The sequence below is a fragment of the Superficieibacter sp. 1612_C1 genome (assembly GCF_015234305.1).
Lineage (GTDB): Bacteria > Pseudomonadota > Gammaproteobacteria > Enterobacterales > Enterobacteriaceae > Superficieibacter.
In genome coordinates, this window is record NZ_JADGMI010000006.1 from 326,860 (window position 1) to 340,647 (window position 13,788).

Sequence of the window (13,788 nt, forward strand, 5' to 3'; positions counted from 1 at the left end):
TCACCAAATTTGGCGATCGGAATTTTTTTAAACGGGGGAGGCTCTCCCCCGTCAGATCATTTCACGATGGTTTTGACGCCATCGGCGGTGCCAATCAGTGCAACATCCGCGCCACGGTTGGCAAACAGCCCCACGGTGACAACGCCCGGAATGCCGTTAATGGCATTTTCAGTGGCGATCGGATCGATGATTTCCATACCATGAACGTCAAGGATCACATTGCCGTTGTCGGTCAACACGCCCTGACGGTATTCCGGACGACCGCCCAGTTTGACCAGTTCACGCGCCACGGCGCTACGTGCCATCGGGATCACTTCCACCGGCAGCGGGAATTCGCCAAGGATATCAACCTGCTTTGAGGCATCCGCGATACAGATAAACTTATCTGCGACCGAGGCAATGATCTTTTCGCGGGTCAGCGCCGCGCCGCCGCCTTTAATCATCTGCATTTGACCGTTGATCTCATCGGCACCATCAACGTAGATGCCCAGACGATCAACTTCATTAAGATCAAATACCGTGATGCCAAGGCTTTTGAGTTTGGCGGTGGAGGCGTCGGAGCTGGACACCGCGCCCTCAATCTGTCCCTTCATGGTACCCAGCGCATCAATAAAATGGGCGGCGGTGGACCCCGTCCCAACCCCGACAATGGTGCCCGGTACGACATACTGAAGGGCGGCCCAGCCTACTGCTTTTTTCAGTTCATCCTGCGTCATAATTTTACCTGTGGAGTGATTATCCTGCGCGCATTATAGAACATAAGGACCAGGGATGTCCCTGCGACCCGCGTCACAGAACCGTGCACATAATTTCGTCTGTATCTATGGCAAATTTATGTCATAGTGCTGGATAGAAAACCATTAGGGAGCCACACAGATTCATGAAACGTCCGGACTACAGAACGTTACAGGCGCTGGATGCGGTCATTCGTGAACGCGGATTTGAACGCGCTGCGCAGAAGCTATGTATTACCCAGTCCGCCGTCTCACAGCGCATTAAACAGCTGGAAAATATGTTTGGGCAGCCGCTGCTGGTGCGTACCGTACCACCACGGCCAACGGAACAGGGACAAAAACTGCTGGCGCTGCTGCGCCAGGTTGAAATGCTGGAAGATGAATGGCTGGGCGATGAACAAACCGGCTCAACGCCGCTGCTGCTGTCGCTGGCGGTCAACGCCGACAGTCTGGCAACCTGGCTGCTGCCCGCGCTGGCCCCGGTGCTGGTAGACTCACCCATTCGCCTGAATTTACAAGTGGAAGACGAAACCCGGACGCAGGAACGTTTACGCCGTGGTGAAGTGGTCGGTGCGGTGAGTATCCAGCCGCAGGCGCTGCCGAGTTGCCTGGTTGATCCGCTTGGCGCGCTGGATTATTTGTTCGTGGCTTCAAAAGAGTTTGCGGCACGCTACTTTCCCAACGGCGTCACCCGCTCGGCCCTGCTGAAAGCCCCTGCCGTCGCCTTCGATCATCTCGACGATATGCATCAGGCTTTTCTTCAGCAAAATTTCGACCTGCCGCCGGGCAGCGTACCCTGCCATATCGTTAACTCGTCGGAAGCCTTCGTGCAGCTGGCGCGTCAGGGCACCACCTGTTGTATGATCCCGCACTTGCAAATTGAGAGAGAGCTGGAAAACGGCGAGCTGATTGACCTGACGCCAGGTCTGTATCAACGCCGGATGCTCTACTGGCACCGTTTTGCGCCAGAAAGCCGGATGATGCGTAAAGTGACCGATGCCCTGCTGGAGCACGGGCATCGGGTGCTGCGCCAGGTTTAAGCAAACGCCCCTCTTGCAGGCAGGAGGGGCAGATTTTGCGTTACTGTGCTTTTTCCGGCGTCTCAGGCGTTGTCGTGGCTCGGGTATCTCCCTGTGCCGGTTCCAGCTCAAACACCACATCAACCTGGTCGTCAAACTGGATGGTAGCCTGCTCGTAGCTCTCCTGCGCGGTTGTTGAAGCTGCATCCGCTTTCATCATCCGCACCATCGGGCTTGGCTGATAGTTGGAGACGTGATAGCGCACGCTGTACACAGGACCCAGCGTTCCTTTAAAGCCGGAGGCCAGCTCCTGAGCTTGTCGAACCGCATCATCAATCGCCGCTTTACGCGCCTGATCTTTATACGCTTCAGGTTTTGCCACGCCCAGCGACACGGAACGAATTTCGTTCAGGCCGGCTTTCAGCGCGCCATCCAGCAGCGCGTTAAGCTTATCCAGTTCGCGCAGCGTGACTTCAACCGTTCTTACCGCCTGATAGCCTTTCAGGATGCTTTTCCCGTTCTGATAATCATAATCAGGCTGGGTACGCAAATTGGCAGAGCGAATGTCTTTTTTAGCAACGCCGTTCTGATCGAGGAAAGTAAGATATTGCGCAACACGATCGTCAGCTTGTTTCTTCGCCGACGCCGCATCTTTCGCCGCGATATTCACTTCAATCGCCAGGGTGGCGATATCCGGTACGGCATCCACGCTGGCCGTCCCTGAAGTGACAATGTGCGGACCATTCGGCAATTCATTTGCCGAGGCCGTCATTGCGCCTAAACTCACCAGTGCCGCCAGGGCCATCACGTTAAACTTCACTGTCGAACCTCCATTTGCATTAAGCACCCACAAAGAGAGCACATGCCAGCAAGCTTAGCCTCTGCCCGCAGAATGTCCATCAGACAACGCTTAGTTAAACAGCGCCTGAATATGGTTCACCCCTTCTTTCGCCAGCTGAAAAGCGATAAACCACATCACGCAGCCTACCACGATATTAATGATGCGCTGGGCTTTTGCCGTGCGCAGGCGAGGAGCCAGCCATGCGGCCAGCAGGGCCAGGCCGAAAAACCACAGAAACGAGGCGCTGACCGTGCCCGCAGCAAACCAGCGCCGCGGTACGCTTTCCAGCTGTCCGCCGAGACTGCCCAGCACCACGAAGGTGTCCAGATAGACGTGCGGATTCAGCCAGGTGACCGCCAGCATAGTGGCGATAATCTTCCATCTTCCCTGCTTCATGACCTCCGCGCTGGCAAGCTCAAGGTTGCTGCTCAACGCCGTCTTCAGCGCGCCGAAACCATACCACAGCAGGAATGCCACCCCGCCCCAGGTGACAACGGCCAGTAGCCAGGGCGACTGCATCAGCAGCGCGCTGCCGCCAAATACGCCCGCGCAGATCAGCGCCATGTCGCTCATCGCGCACAGAAAGGCGATCATGATGTGATACTGGCGACGAATGCCCTGGTTCATCACGAAAGCGTTTTGCGGGCCGAGAGGCAGGATCATTGCCGAGCCAAGGATAAGCCCCTGAAAATAATAAGATAACACGTTGATATTCCCATACTGATTGCTTTACCGCAGACTATATCTCAGCGTTTTTATTAGCGGAAATTGAAAATTTTAATCATCCATAAATTTCATTAATAACATGAAACAGGGCAACTCCATTTTCAGAATTTATAAAGGCGCTTTCACGCGCAATTCGGGGCGGCAAGCGTACACTCTCAGCATCACGTTTCACTTCAAAGGATTTGATATGTTCTCGCCTCTTTTTCGCTCCGCATTACTCGGGCTACTTTTTCTCACGCTGCCCGCCATGGCAGCCCCAAAAGTGCTGCGCTATACCGACCATGAACCCTATGGCGGCATGCGCACCCGGCTTATCAACGATGTATTCTTTGCGGCAATAGAAAAAGAGTCGCAGGGACGTCTCAAAGTAGAAGCACACTGGAATGGCGAAACGTCGATTAGCTACGACGCGCTGGCGACCATCAGCAACGGCAGCAAAGCCGATATGGGCATTGTGGTGCCGGAGTACACGGCTAAACAGCTGCCGCTGCATCAAATTTTTAAGAGTTTTGTTATCGGTCCGGATCACGGTGCGCAACAGGTCGAGTTTTTCCGTCGCGTTTATCACGATATGCCGGAATTTAACGCTGAACTGGAGCGCAACAATCTGGTCAATCTGCAATTTTTCCTCGGTTATCCGGTGGGCTTTTTTACGGCCAAACCCCTGACGTCGTTAACCGATTTACAGGGCACTACCTGGCGCACGGCCAGCTTCTGGCATCAGGCTTATTTACATAATACCGGCGCAAAAACCGTAACATTGCCGTGGAATAACGGCATCGCCTCCGCGCTACAGGACGGCCGTCTGGACGGGCTGATGGTTAACCTGGACAGCGGCTACGATATCCACGCCGAACGCGCCGCACCGAATATTCTGCTCTCACCTTCCCTGTGGCTGGGCCATGTCTATCTGTTAACGATGAACAAAAAAACGTGGGAAAGCCTTGAAGCGCGCGATCGACAGGCTGTTCAACGTGCGGCGACAACAACCCAACAGGCACTGGGCGCGGCACTGGATAATAATCTGACGGCAATGGTCAAAACGCTGAAGCAGGAAGGCGCGCACGTTCGCTATCTGAACAAGGAAGAGCTTACCGCGTGGCAGAACGCTATCAACTACCCGCAGGTTCAGGCGCAGTGGGTAGAGAAGCAGAAAAGCGAAGGGGTTAATAATGCCGGAGAGGTAATGCAAAAAGTGAGCGCACTGCTTGAGGAAACCCGCCGTTAAACCCGTGGTCGCCCCATCATTTATGATCGGGGCGACAACATCTACCGCCGCTTAATGCTTCACTAAGTCGACTTCTTTTTCCTTTTTCACCCGCTTGAGGTTCACATCCATCTGCTGATACGGGAACTCAATGCCCTGCGCATCAAACTCGCGCTTAATACGCTCCAGCACATCCCAGAACACGTTTTGCAGATCGCTGCTCTGACTCCAGATGCGGATCACAAAATTCACCTGGGAAGCGGCCAGCTCGTTCATACGCACCGTCATTTCGCGATCTTTCAGAATACGCTCATCGGATTCGATAATATCGGTCAGGATTTTTCTCACCTGATCGATATCTGCATCGTAGGAGACGCCGATGACCAGCTCGTTACGACGCACCGGTTCACGCGAGTAGTTAATGATGTTCCCGGAAATGATTTTACCATTCGGGATCACCACATAGCGGCCATCCGCCGAACGCAGCGTGGTGGAGAAAATTTGCACGTGCAGCACGGTTCCGGCCACGCCGCCTAAATCCACGTATTCACCAGAACGGAAATGGCGGAAGATCACCAGCAGCACACCTGCGGCGAGGTTAGAGAGCGAGCCTTGCAAAGCCAGACCGACGGCCAGACCGGCAGCACCGAGCACCGCGATCACCGAGGCGGTCTGAACTCCGACACGCCCAAGGGCAGCAATGAGCGTAAAGCCGATGATGCCATAGCGTACCAGCGCAGAAAGAAAGTCGGCGACGGTAGCGTCGATATGACGCGAGATCATCAGGCGATCAACGGCCTTTGAAACAACGCGCGCGACGATCACCCCAACGATGATAATGGCAATAGCGGCAACAATGTTAACCACATAGCTCAGCAGCAGCGCCTGATTGTTTACCAGCCACGAGCCGGCGTTGTTAATGCTGTCCACAACGTTCAAATCTTCCATTCAGCCATCCTTATAGTTACCCAAAAAGAAAAAGTCAGTCATCCCCAACGGAGAAAAGTAAGTTAATAAAGGGTAAACACAAAGCGGAGAAAATGCCAAGTTGATCACAAAACCCTGCGGTTAGTATGTTGAATACGCAACAGAAACCGGCGCGCGGGCCGGCAAAGGGGGTCGTCCCGCTGCCTACGAACGGTTTACCATCAACCATAAAAAAGCCCGCTTACGCGGGCCTTTGAATAATGCTGATTAACGTCGTAATTACAGAACGTCTACCGCGTTCAGCTCTTTGAAAGCCTGTTCCAGACGGGCAATCATCGTTGACTGAGCGGCACGCAGCCACGCACGCGGATCGTAGTATTTTTTGTTCGGCTGGTCAGCGCCTTTCGGGTTGCCCAACTGACCTTGCAGATACTCTTCGTTCGTTTTGTAGTAGTTCAGAACACCTTCCCAGGTTGCCCATTGGGTATCGGTATCGATGTTCATTTTCACTACGCCGTAGCTGACGGAGTCTTTGATTTCCTGAGCAGTAGAACCGGAACCGCCGTGGAAGACGAAGTTCAGGCTGTTGTGCGGCAGGTTGTGTTTCTTAGAAACATATTCCTGAGAGTCGCGCAGGATAGTCGGGGTCAGTTTAACGTTACCCGGCTTGTACACGCCGTGTACGTTACCGAAGGACGCCGCGATGGTGAAACGCGGGCTGATTTTGCTCAGCTCGGTGTACGCGTAATCAACGTCTTCCGGCTGGGTGTACAGTGCGGAAGCGTCCATGTGGCTGTTATCCACACCATCTTCTTCACCGCCGGTGCAGCCCAGTTCCAGCTCCAGCGTCATGTCGATTTTAGCCATGCGGGTCAGGTATTTGGAGCACAGCTCGATGTTTTCTTCCAGAGACTCTTCAGACAGGTCGATCATGTGGGAAGAGAACAGCGGTTTGCCGGTAGCCGCGAAGTGTTTTTCACCCGCGTCCAGCAGACCGTCGATCCACGGCAGCAGTTTTTTCGCGCAGTGGTCGGTATGCAGAATAACCGGCACGCCATAGTGCTCAGCCATCTGATGTACGTGATGCGCGCCAGAGATCGCGCCAAGGATTGCAGCACCCTGCGGAACGTCGGTTTTCACGCCTTTACCCGCGATGAACTGAGCACCACCGTTAGAGAACTGGACGATGACCGGTGCTTTAACTTTAGCAGCGGCTTCCAGAACGGCGTTGATAGAGTCTGTACCTACACAGTTAACGGCCGGCAGAGCAAAGTTGTTTTCTTTTGCTACCTGGAAGACTTTCTGTACGTCATCACCAGTAATTACGCCTGGTTTTACGAAATCAAAAATTTTAGACATGTTACGTAGTCCTGTATCGTCGGGCCTGAGAAAAATATCTGCCATGCTGAGTGTCAGCACGGCCAGAAAACAGCGGGCAGGAAACCCTGCCCGTAGTAACGATTACTTCTTCGCACGCTCTTCGAGCATGGCAACTGCTGGCAGCACTTTACCTTCCACGAATTCGAGGAACGCGCCGCCGCCAGTAGAGATATAGGAGATTTTGTCAGCGATACCGAACAGATCGATAGCCGCCAGAGTGTCGCCGCCGCCTGCGATAGAGAACGCTTCGCTGTCAGCAATCGCATTAGCGATGACTTCAGTGCCTTTACGGAAGTTAGCGAACTCAAATACGCCAACCGGGCCGTTCCACAGGATAGTTTTGGCATTTTTCAGAATTTCAGCCAGTTTCTCAGCGGAAGCATCGCCCAGGTCGAGGATCTGCTCGTCATCTTTGATGTCGTTAACAGATTTCAGGGTTGCAGTAGCAGTTTCAGAGAACTCAGTTGCTACGCGAACGTCCGTTGGAACCGGGATATCGCAAGTGGTCAGCAGACGTTTGGCTTCATCAACCAGATCGGCTTCATACAGGGATTTACCCACGTTATGACCCTGAGCGGCAACGAAGGTGTTAGCAATACCGCCACCCACAATTAGCTGGTCAGCGATTTTAGACAGGGAGTCCAGAACGGTCAGTTTGGTAGAAACTTTAGAACCACCAACGATAGCGACCATCGGGCGAGCCGGTTCTTTCAGTGCTTTACCCAGCGCGTCCAGTTCATCAGCCAGCAGCGGACCCGCACAGGCGACGTCAGCAAATTTGCCGATACCGTGAGTGGAAGCCTGCGCGCGGTGCGCAGTACCGAACGCATCCATTACGAATACGTCGCACAGTGCGGCGTATTTTTTAGACAGTGCTTCGTCGTCTTTTTTCTCGCCTTTGTTAAAGCGAACGTTTTCCAGAACGACCAGCTCACCTTCAGCGACTTCTACGCCGTCCAGGTAATCTTTTACCAGGCGAACCGGGCTGGAGAGTTTGTCTTTCAGATAGTTAACTACCGGCAGCAGAGAGAATTCTTCATTGTACTCGCCTTCGGTAGGACGACCCAGGTGAGAAGTGACCATCACTTTAGCACCCTGTTTCAGGGCCAGTTCGATAGTCGGCAGAGAAGCACGGATACGCGCGTCGCTGGTTACTTTCCCGTCTTTAACTGGTACGTTCAGATCCGCACGGATAAAAACGCGTTTACCAGCAAGATCCAGATCGGTCATCTTAATTACAGACATGGTGAATCCTCTCGTTGATTCTTAAAGTTTTGCAGGCGCAACAAGCGCCCTACCTGAAACCAATAGCTGCCATCGCTAACGTCGTGTCGAGCATTCGGTTAGCAAAGCCCCATTCATTATCGCACCAGACGAGTGTCTTAATCAGGTGCGCCCCACTCACCCGCGTTTGCGTGCCGTCGACAATGGCACTGTGCGGATCGTGGTTAAAATCAGTTGAGACCAACGGTAATTCCGTATAGTCAACTATACCATGAAATGCTCCCTGCGCTGCTTTTTGCAGCAACAGGTTGACTTCACACGCTTTTACCGGCTGCTTCACGGTAACGCTAAGGTCAATAGCCGTCACGTTAATCGTCGGTACGCGCACGGCAATAGCTTCAAAACAGTCATCAAACTGCGGCAGGATACGGGCGATGCCCGCAGCCAGCTTAGTATCAACCGGAATAATAGACTGACTGGCCGCACGCGTGCGCCTGAGGTCAGGGTGGTACGCGTCAATCACCTGTTGATCGTGCATCGCAGAGTGGATCGTCGTGACCGTGCCTGACTCAATGGCAAAGGCATCATCCAGCAGTTTAATAACGGGAATTATACAGTTTGTGGTGCAGGAGGCGTTGGAAACAATGCGGTGTTCGGCTTGCAGGGCGTCATGATTGACGCCGTAGACCACGGTAGCGTCAAGATCGTTACTGCCGGGGTGAGAAAAAAGGACTTTCTTCGCGCCAGCGGCCAGATGGGCCTCACCATGTTGGCGATTGCCGTACACGCCGGTACAGTCCAGCACAACATCCACGCCAAGCTCACGCCACGGCAGGGCGTCGATAGTGCGTTCATGGAGAAGACGGATAGCATCATCGCCGACGAAAAGCTGTTCCCGCTCCTGGCGAACCTCCCAGGCAAAGCGTCCGTGGCTGGTGTCATATTTCAATAAGTGCGCGATGCCTGCGGCGTCCGCCAGTTCATTGATTGCCACCACGGTGATTTCCGCCCGACGCCCGGATTCATATAACGCACGAACCACGTTACGCCCGATGCGACCGAAGCCATTAATCGCTACGCGTACGGTCATAGATCTCCTGCAAAACACCCTGATTCCGTGAAGCTGACAGAGTAATGCAGCTACACGTTAAGGGAAACCTTGCCTGTCACAAACTGCGACTGATTGGTTAATTGTCGAACATTTAATCGACTGAAACGGTTCAGCTAGAATAAGGGAAATGTGGAATAAAAGGAATTATTGCCGCCGGGGTTCGACCATTTATCTGATCTGCGTCACATTTCGCTCAGCGTTGCGGAGGCATTTATTCCCTGTGTGGAATGGCGCATAAGCATAGCGGGATTATTTGTTTGTCCACGGTCACATTTACTGATTTAAATCAGAGACCGAGCCGATTCACACGCATAAGATCCGCCGCACGTCCGGGTCCCGGAGTTATCTCACAATGGAACATTCAATCTCCCCTGATGGCGCACGCTTCTACGCCCTTCGCTTCCTGCCTGGCCAGGAAGTTTTTGCCGGGCTACACGCTTTCGTTAAAAAAAATCATATTCACGCCGGCTGGATTGCGGGCTGTACCGGTAGCCTGAGCGATGTGGCGCTACGCTATGCGGGCCGCGAGGGAACGACCCGGCTTACCGGCACCTTTGAAGTGATTTCGCTGAACGGCACGCTGGAGTTGACCGGCGAACATTTACACCTTGCCGTCTCCGATCCTGACGGTGCCATGCTGGGTGGACATATGATGCCGGGCTGCACCGTGCGTACCACGCTTGAACTGGTGATTGGCGAGCTAACGTCGCTCTCATTCAGTCGCCAGCCCTGCCCCGTTTCCGGCTATGACGAACTGGTCGTCACGCCACGTAAATAAAGACACTGATAAGAGGTTTTCATGGCCCAGCGCCGTTTTTCCAGTCTCTCTCTGGTATTAATCGTTATCTGCATCGCTATCAATATGATTGGCGGTCAACTGGTCAGCATGTTGAAGCTGCCCATTTTCCTTGATTCTATTGGTACGCTCATCAGCGCGGTGCTGCTCGGTCCGTGGATCGGCATGTTAACCGGGCTGCTGACTAACCTGCTCTGGGGGCTGTTGACCGATCCTATCGCCGCCGCGTTTGCGCCGGTCGCCATGGTCATCGGCCTGGTCGCGGGCGGGCTGGCACGGGCGGGCTGGTTCCGTACCCTGCCTAAAGTGATCGTCAGTGGCGTTATTATCACGCTGGCCGTGACGGTGGTGGCCGTGCCGCTGCGCACATGGCTGTTTGGCGGCGTGACCGGCAGCGGCGCGGATTTGTTCGTCGCGTGGATGCACTCTATGGGGCAGAATCTGCTTGAATCCGTCGCCATCACGGTGCTGGGCGCGAATCTGATAGATAAAATACTCACCGCGATCATCGTCTGGGTGCTCCTGCGCCAGCTTCCGCAACGCACGATGCGTCACTTTCCACATACGGCGGCCGTTCGCTAAATGCATCCTTTTACGTCGCTGACCTTGTGGGCGCTGGCGGCCAGTACGACGCTGCTGCTGCCTGCGGGTCCGATACTCACGGGGTACAGCGCGGCGACCGTTATTGCGCTACTTCTGTTTCGCGCGACCCGACATCGGTTTGGCTATGTCGCGTGGCTGATGCTCTCGTTGGGTGCGGGTTTGTGGCTGGTCCACGGCGGCTGGTTCACCGCCTGGCTAAGCGGTCAGCCACGCGACCCGAGCCGTTGGGCGCATGCCATCACGCTGTGGCTGCGCATTATGGCTATCGTCTCCACCGCGCAGTTCTGGATGCAATACGTGCCCATTCGCCAGTTTATTCGCGCGCTGTTTGCCTCTCGCCTGCCGCCAGGCCTGGCTTATCTGTTCGCCGGGCCACTGCTGGTGATTGAACAGCTTAAACAACAGTTAGCCACCATCCACGAAGCGCAACGTGCGCGGGGCGTACCGCTGGATGGCCGCTGGTATCAGCGCCTGCGGGCCATGCCCTCGCTGGTTATTCCCCTGACGCATAGCGCCCTGAATAATTTAGCCGTGCGCGGTACGGCACTGGATATGCGCGCGTTTCGCCTGCATCCCCGGCGCACGACGCTGTGGGCCCCCAAAGACAGTCGCCTTCAAACGCTGTTCCGTTACGGAATGGTCGCGCTCATCGTGGCAGAAGCAGGAGTAAAGTTTTGGACTTTATTACCTTAGAAAACTTCTATTTTCGGCCGTTGCACGGGGAACGCCATACTCGCCTGCTCAACTGGCATTATGACCAACCGGGAATGGTGCTGATTACCGGCGGTAACGGCAGCGGTAAAAGTTCACTGGCGCAATTGCTGGCGGGATGCTGGTTCCCTGAGTTTATGATGCCTGATAATGGCGGAGAAGGTCGCGCCTCTTTACTCGGCATTGAGGTGGGGCAGATGTTGCTGGCTGAGCGTGCGCAACATATTCAGCTGGTTCAGCAGTCCCCTTATCTGCAATTCTCCGGCTGCACCTTCAGCGTTGAAGAGGAGGTGGCCTTTGGCCCGGAGAATCTTTGCCTGGGCGAAGCGGACATTATGGCGCGGATTGATGCGGCGTTAACGCTCACCGACTGTCAGCCATTACGTTACCGGCACCCCGTGGCGCTCTCTGGCGGAGAAGCGCAGCGGGTAGTGATCGCCTGCGCGCTGGCCATGCGGCCGCGGATTCTGCTGCTGGACGAAGCCTTTAGCCGCCTGACCGCGCAGACCACGCACGCATTGCTTACGCGCCTGCAACGCTGGGCGGCTGAACGGCAGGCGCTGGTCATTCTTCTGGAACGCAAAAGCACACCGTTCCTTGATTATTGTCAGCATGGCTGGCAGCTACGCGACGGCGAACTGGTACAGGTATGTTAACACTCACAAACGTTTTTTATCGCTGGCCCGGCGCAGACGATGACTGCCTGCGCGCGCTGTCGCTCCACATTACGCAGGGCGAGTGGCTGGCGCTGACGGGCGATAACGGTGCCGGTAAATCGACGCTGCTGCGGCTGATGGCTGGCCTGTTAACGCCCGGCTCGGGTTCCGTGACGTTTCGCGGCACGCCGCTGGCACACATGAAAAATCAGCAGCGTGCCGCCGCGATTGGCGTGCTGTTTCAGGAAGCCGAAAACCAGATTTTTCATAGCCAGGTGGTTAAAGAGGTCGAATTTGGCCTGCGCCTGCAAAAGCGGCCTGCGCAGGAGATCGCGCAACGCACTGACGCCGCGCTGACGCTGTGTGGTTTAGCCGATGTGGCGCAGGCGCATCCGCTGGATTTACATATCGCCCAGCGGCGAATGGTGGCGGTGGCCTCGCTGGAGGCGCTGGCTCCACCGCTCATTCTGCTGGACGAACCCAGCCGTGATTTCGATGAACACTGGCTGGGCATTTTTGAGGGCTGGCTTGCCGCCTGTCGCCAGCGCGGAACCACGGTACTGGCTATCAGCCACGATGCAGACTTTACCCGCCGCCACTTCCCGCGCGTCGTGCGTCTGCAACAGGGCGTGCTGGTTAACAGCGATAGCCACCTTCCGCCGTCATTTCCAGCGTAAGATCGGCGGGCAGGCTGTCAGCCAGCACGCGATCCACGTTTGGACCATCGGTGCGCAGGTAAAACGCCTGCGCCTCTTGTGCCGACAAGCCACCGGCGATTTTGCGGTTAATAAGCCGCTGACGGAGCACGTCCGGCGGTGCCTTGATAAAGATCGAAAAATCACAGAACTCTCGCAGCGCCCGCCAGCGACCGTCGTCCAGTAGCAGCCAGTTTCCCTCAACGATGACGATGGGCGCAGTAACCTCAATCGCCGCTTCCTCGGGATCGTGTTTCTGCCGGTCGTATTGCGGCCAGCGTCCCTCATCTTCGCGGATCTGCCGCAGATTCTGCGCCAGCTTTTCCACATCGAAGGTTTCCGGCGCGCCTTTGAATGGCCGCAAGCCCGTTTCATCCAGCCAGCGATTGTAGTGATGAAAGCCATCCATCGGCAGCGTCTGGATCGCTGGTAGCGTCGGATCCTGGCGGGAGAGCGTTTCCCAGAAGGTCGTTAAGGTGGATTTTCCCGTCCCCGGCGGGGCGCTGAGAAAAATAATCGTGCGGGGATAAGGTGAGACAGATCTTAACTTCTCCAGGCGGTGCAGCAACGGTTTATGGACGGTCTCAATTTCACTTTCTGCGTAATCAACTTCTGTCCGTAGCCCGTTAACCATCAGAGATATTTTCACGGCGTTAATTCCTTTACTATCGTCGTTACCGCCAGCACCAGCGCCGTTTTGAGCATCGCGACGTATCGCGTTTCTGAATAGACGGCAAAATCGGCAAATTTCATCGCTTTCAGCGCGTTATATAACATCGCATTATCGGTAATACTGTTTATGTTGCTGATAAAATCCCAGGTTAGCTCATCCGCATAACCCGGCAACTGCGCCTGTGTTGACAGATAATGGCCGAACTGCGAGAAATGGGTAATATCGGCATACAGCCACTTATCCATTTTTCCGAGAGCAAATATCAGGCGTAGGGCAACATCAATATCATCCAGCGGCCCGCTCTGCGCCAGCAATGGTTTTACGGCATATTCGACGATTTCATCATCATTGTTAACGAATAACGACGGCAGAAACTGCCTGATGGCCCGCAGCAAAATGTCGTTCGCAGTTTCCATAAAAGAGCGTAAATCATCCTGATCGTTTAGCTGCTCAAGCACATCATCTTCTGTCAGCGTCGTCATTCG

16 protein-coding genes are annotated in these 13,788 nt (G+C 54.8%); 7 read left to right on the forward strand and 9 right to left on the reverse strand.

What is annotated here, in order from left to right; genetic code table 11:
• Positions 1-56: 56 nt before the first annotated feature.
• Entirely contained in the window at positions 57-716 is a 660-nt protein-coding gene (gene rpiA / locus INT84_RS20670) for a ribose-5-phosphate isomerase RpiA (protein WP_194208312.1), read from the reverse strand.
• Positions 717-880: 164 nt separating this feature from the next.
• Here rpiA and argP point away from each other — a divergent pair, with 164 nt between their 5' ends.
• Positions 881-1,774 (forward strand): DNA-binding transcriptional regulator ArgP, encoded by an 894-nt coding sequence (gene argP, locus INT84_RS20675; protein ID WP_194208313.1) that lies wholly within the window; start codon positions 881-883, stop codon positions 1,772-1,774.
• Positions 1,775-1,814: 40 nt separating this feature from the next.
• Here argP and INT84_RS20680 read toward each other — a convergent pair whose 3' ends face one another.
• The gene (locus INT84_RS20680; RefSeq protein WP_194208314.1) at positions 1,815-2,573 is read right to left on the reverse strand and encodes an oxidative stress defense protein; all 759 of its coding nucleotides are present in this window, start codon (positions 2,571-2,573) and stop codon (positions 1,815-1,817) included.
• 90 nt (positions 2,574-2,663) lie between these two features.
• On the reverse strand, positions 2,664-3,299 hold the full coding sequence (gene argO, locus INT84_RS20685; protein ID WP_176917338.1) for an arginine exporter ArgO: 636 nt from the start codon (positions 3,297-3,299) through the stop codon (positions 2,664-2,666).
• A 268-nt stretch (positions 3,300-3,567) separates the two neighbouring features.
• On the opposite strand from argO, the gene dctP reads away from it, so the two are divergent.
• A complete protein-coding gene (gene dctP, locus INT84_RS20690) occupies positions 3,568-4,548 on the forward strand; it encodes a TRAP transporter substrate-binding protein DctP (protein WP_370529694.1) in 981 nt (326 codons plus the stop codon).
• A gap of 51 nt (positions 4,549-4,599) precedes the next feature.
• Here the strand turns inward: dctP and mscS are convergent, their stop codons facing one another.
• The 4 genes from mscS to epd form a co-directional block, all read right to left on the reverse strand.
• Entirely contained in the window at positions 4,600-5,475 is an 876-nt protein-coding gene (gene mscS / locus INT84_RS20695; RefSeq protein ID WP_194208316.1) for a small-conductance mechanosensitive channel MscS, read from the reverse strand.
• A gap of 258 nt (positions 5,476-5,733) precedes the next feature.
• On the reverse strand, positions 5,734-6,813 hold the full coding sequence (fbaA, locus tag INT84_RS20700) for a class II fructose-bisphosphate aldolase (RefSeq protein ID WP_194208317.1): 1,080 nt from the start codon (positions 6,811-6,813) through the stop codon (positions 5,734-5,736).
• Positions 6,814-6,915: 102 nt separating this feature from the next.
• Positions 6,916-8,079 (reverse strand): phosphoglycerate kinase, encoded by a 1,164-nt coding sequence (gene pgk / locus INT84_RS20705; protein WP_194208318.1) that lies wholly within the window; start codon positions 8,077-8,079, stop codon positions 6,916-6,918.
• Positions 8,080-8,128: 49 nt separating this feature from the next.
• Positions 8,129-9,148 carry an erythrose-4-phosphate dehydrogenase gene (epd, locus tag INT84_RS20710; protein WP_176917333.1) on the reverse strand — a complete coding sequence of 340 codons (1,020 nt, stop codon included), beginning with the start codon at positions 9,146-9,148 and terminating at the stop codon, positions 8,129-8,131.
• Positions 9,149-9,521: 373 nt separating this feature from the next.
• Here epd and INT84_RS20715 point away from each other — a divergent pair, with 373 nt between their 5' ends.
• The 5 genes from INT84_RS20715 to INT84_RS20735 are packed head-to-tail and all read left to right on the forward strand — an operon-like array spanning position 9,522 to position 12,612.
• Positions 9,522-9,947 carry a PPC domain-containing DNA-binding protein gene (locus INT84_RS20715; protein WP_194208319.1) on the forward strand — a complete coding sequence of 142 codons (426 nt, stop codon included), beginning with the start codon at positions 9,522-9,524 and terminating at the stop codon, positions 9,945-9,947.
• Between the two features lie 21 nt (positions 9,948-9,968).
• Positions 9,969-10,547, forward strand: coding sequence for an ECF transporter S component (locus INT84_RS20720; protein WP_194208320.1), 579 nt, complete (start codon positions 9,969-9,971; stop codon positions 10,545-10,547).
• Complete coding sequence (locus INT84_RS20725; protein ID WP_194208321.1) at positions 10,548-11,261, forward strand: energy-coupling factor transporter transmembrane component T; 714 nt, start codon at positions 10,548-10,550, stop codon at positions 11,259-11,261.
• Positions 11,243-11,935: an ABC transporter ATP-binding protein gene (locus tag INT84_RS20730; protein ID WP_370529687.1), complete on the forward strand. Its 693-nt coding sequence runs from the start codon at positions 11,243-11,245 to the stop codon at positions 11,933-11,935. Before INT84_RS20725 ends, INT84_RS20730 begins: the two co-directional genes overlap by 19 nt.
• The gene (locus INT84_RS20735) at positions 11,929-12,612 is read left to right on the forward strand and encodes an ABC transporter ATP-binding protein (RefSeq protein ID WP_194208322.1); all 684 of its coding nucleotides are present in this window, start codon (positions 11,929-11,931) and stop codon (positions 12,610-12,612) included. Before INT84_RS20730 ends, INT84_RS20735 begins: the two co-directional genes overlap by 7 nt.
• Here the strand turns inward: INT84_RS20735 and INT84_RS20740 are convergent.
• Both INT84_RS20740 and INT84_RS20745 read right to left on the reverse strand, forming a co-directional pair.
• A complete protein-coding gene (locus tag INT84_RS20740; protein WP_194208323.1) occupies positions 12,572-13,279 on the reverse strand; it encodes a nucleoside/nucleotide kinase family protein in 708 nt (235 codons plus the stop codon). The genes INT84_RS20735 and INT84_RS20740 overlap by 41 nt on opposite strands.
• Positions 13,276-13,785, reverse strand: a complete 510-nt coding sequence (locus INT84_RS20745; protein ID WP_194208324.1) for an MltR family transcriptional regulator — start codon at positions 13,783-13,785, stop codon at positions 13,276-13,278. The genes INT84_RS20740 and INT84_RS20745 overlap by 4 nt, the downstream gene beginning before the upstream one ends.
• Positions 13,786-13,788: the final 3 nt, after the last annotated feature.

Coding starts and splice junctions, on each gene's coding strand:
- pgk (WP_194208318.1), bottom strand. CDS start 8,079: ATGTCTGTAATTAAGATGACCGATCTGGATCTTGCTGGTAAACGCGTT.
- fbaA (WP_194208317.1), bottom strand. CDS start 6,813: ATGTCTAAAATTTTTGATTTCGTAAAACCAGGCGTAATTACTGGTGAT.
- argP (WP_194208313.1), top strand. CDS start 881: ATGAAACGTCCGGACTACAGAACGTTACAGGCGCTGGATGCGGTCATT.
- INT84_RS20745 (WP_194208324.1), bottom strand. CDS start 13,785: ATGACGACGCTGACAGAAGATGATGTGCTTGAGCAGCTAAACGATCAG.
- rpiA (WP_194208312.1), bottom strand. CDS start 716: ATGACGCAGGATGAACTGAAAAAAGCAGTAGGCTGGGCCGCCCTTCAG.
- INT84_RS20715 (WP_194208319.1), top strand. CDS start 9,522: ATGGAACATTCAATCTCCCCTGATGGCGCACGCTTCTACGCCCTTCGC.
- mscS (WP_194208316.1), bottom strand. CDS start 5,475: ATGGAAGATTTGAACGTTGTGGACAGCATTAACAACGCCGGCTCGTGG.
- INT84_RS20725 (WP_194208321.1), top strand. CDS start 10,548: ATGCATCCTTTTACGTCGCTGACCTTGTGGGCGCTGGCGGCCAGTACG.
- dctP (WP_370529694.1), top strand. CDS start 3,568: ATGGCAGCCCCAAAAGTGCTGCGCTATACCGACCATGAACCCTATGGC.
- INT84_RS20720 (WP_194208320.1), top strand. CDS start 9,969: ATGGCCCAGCGCCGTTTTTCCAGTCTCTCTCTGGTATTAATCGTTATC.
- INT84_RS20735 (WP_194208322.1), top strand. CDS start 11,929: ATGTTAACACTCACAAACGTTTTTTATCGCTGGCCCGGCGCAGACGAT.
- epd (WP_176917333.1), bottom strand. CDS start 9,148: ATGACCGTACGCGTAGCGATTAATGGCTTCGGTCGCATCGGGCGTAAC.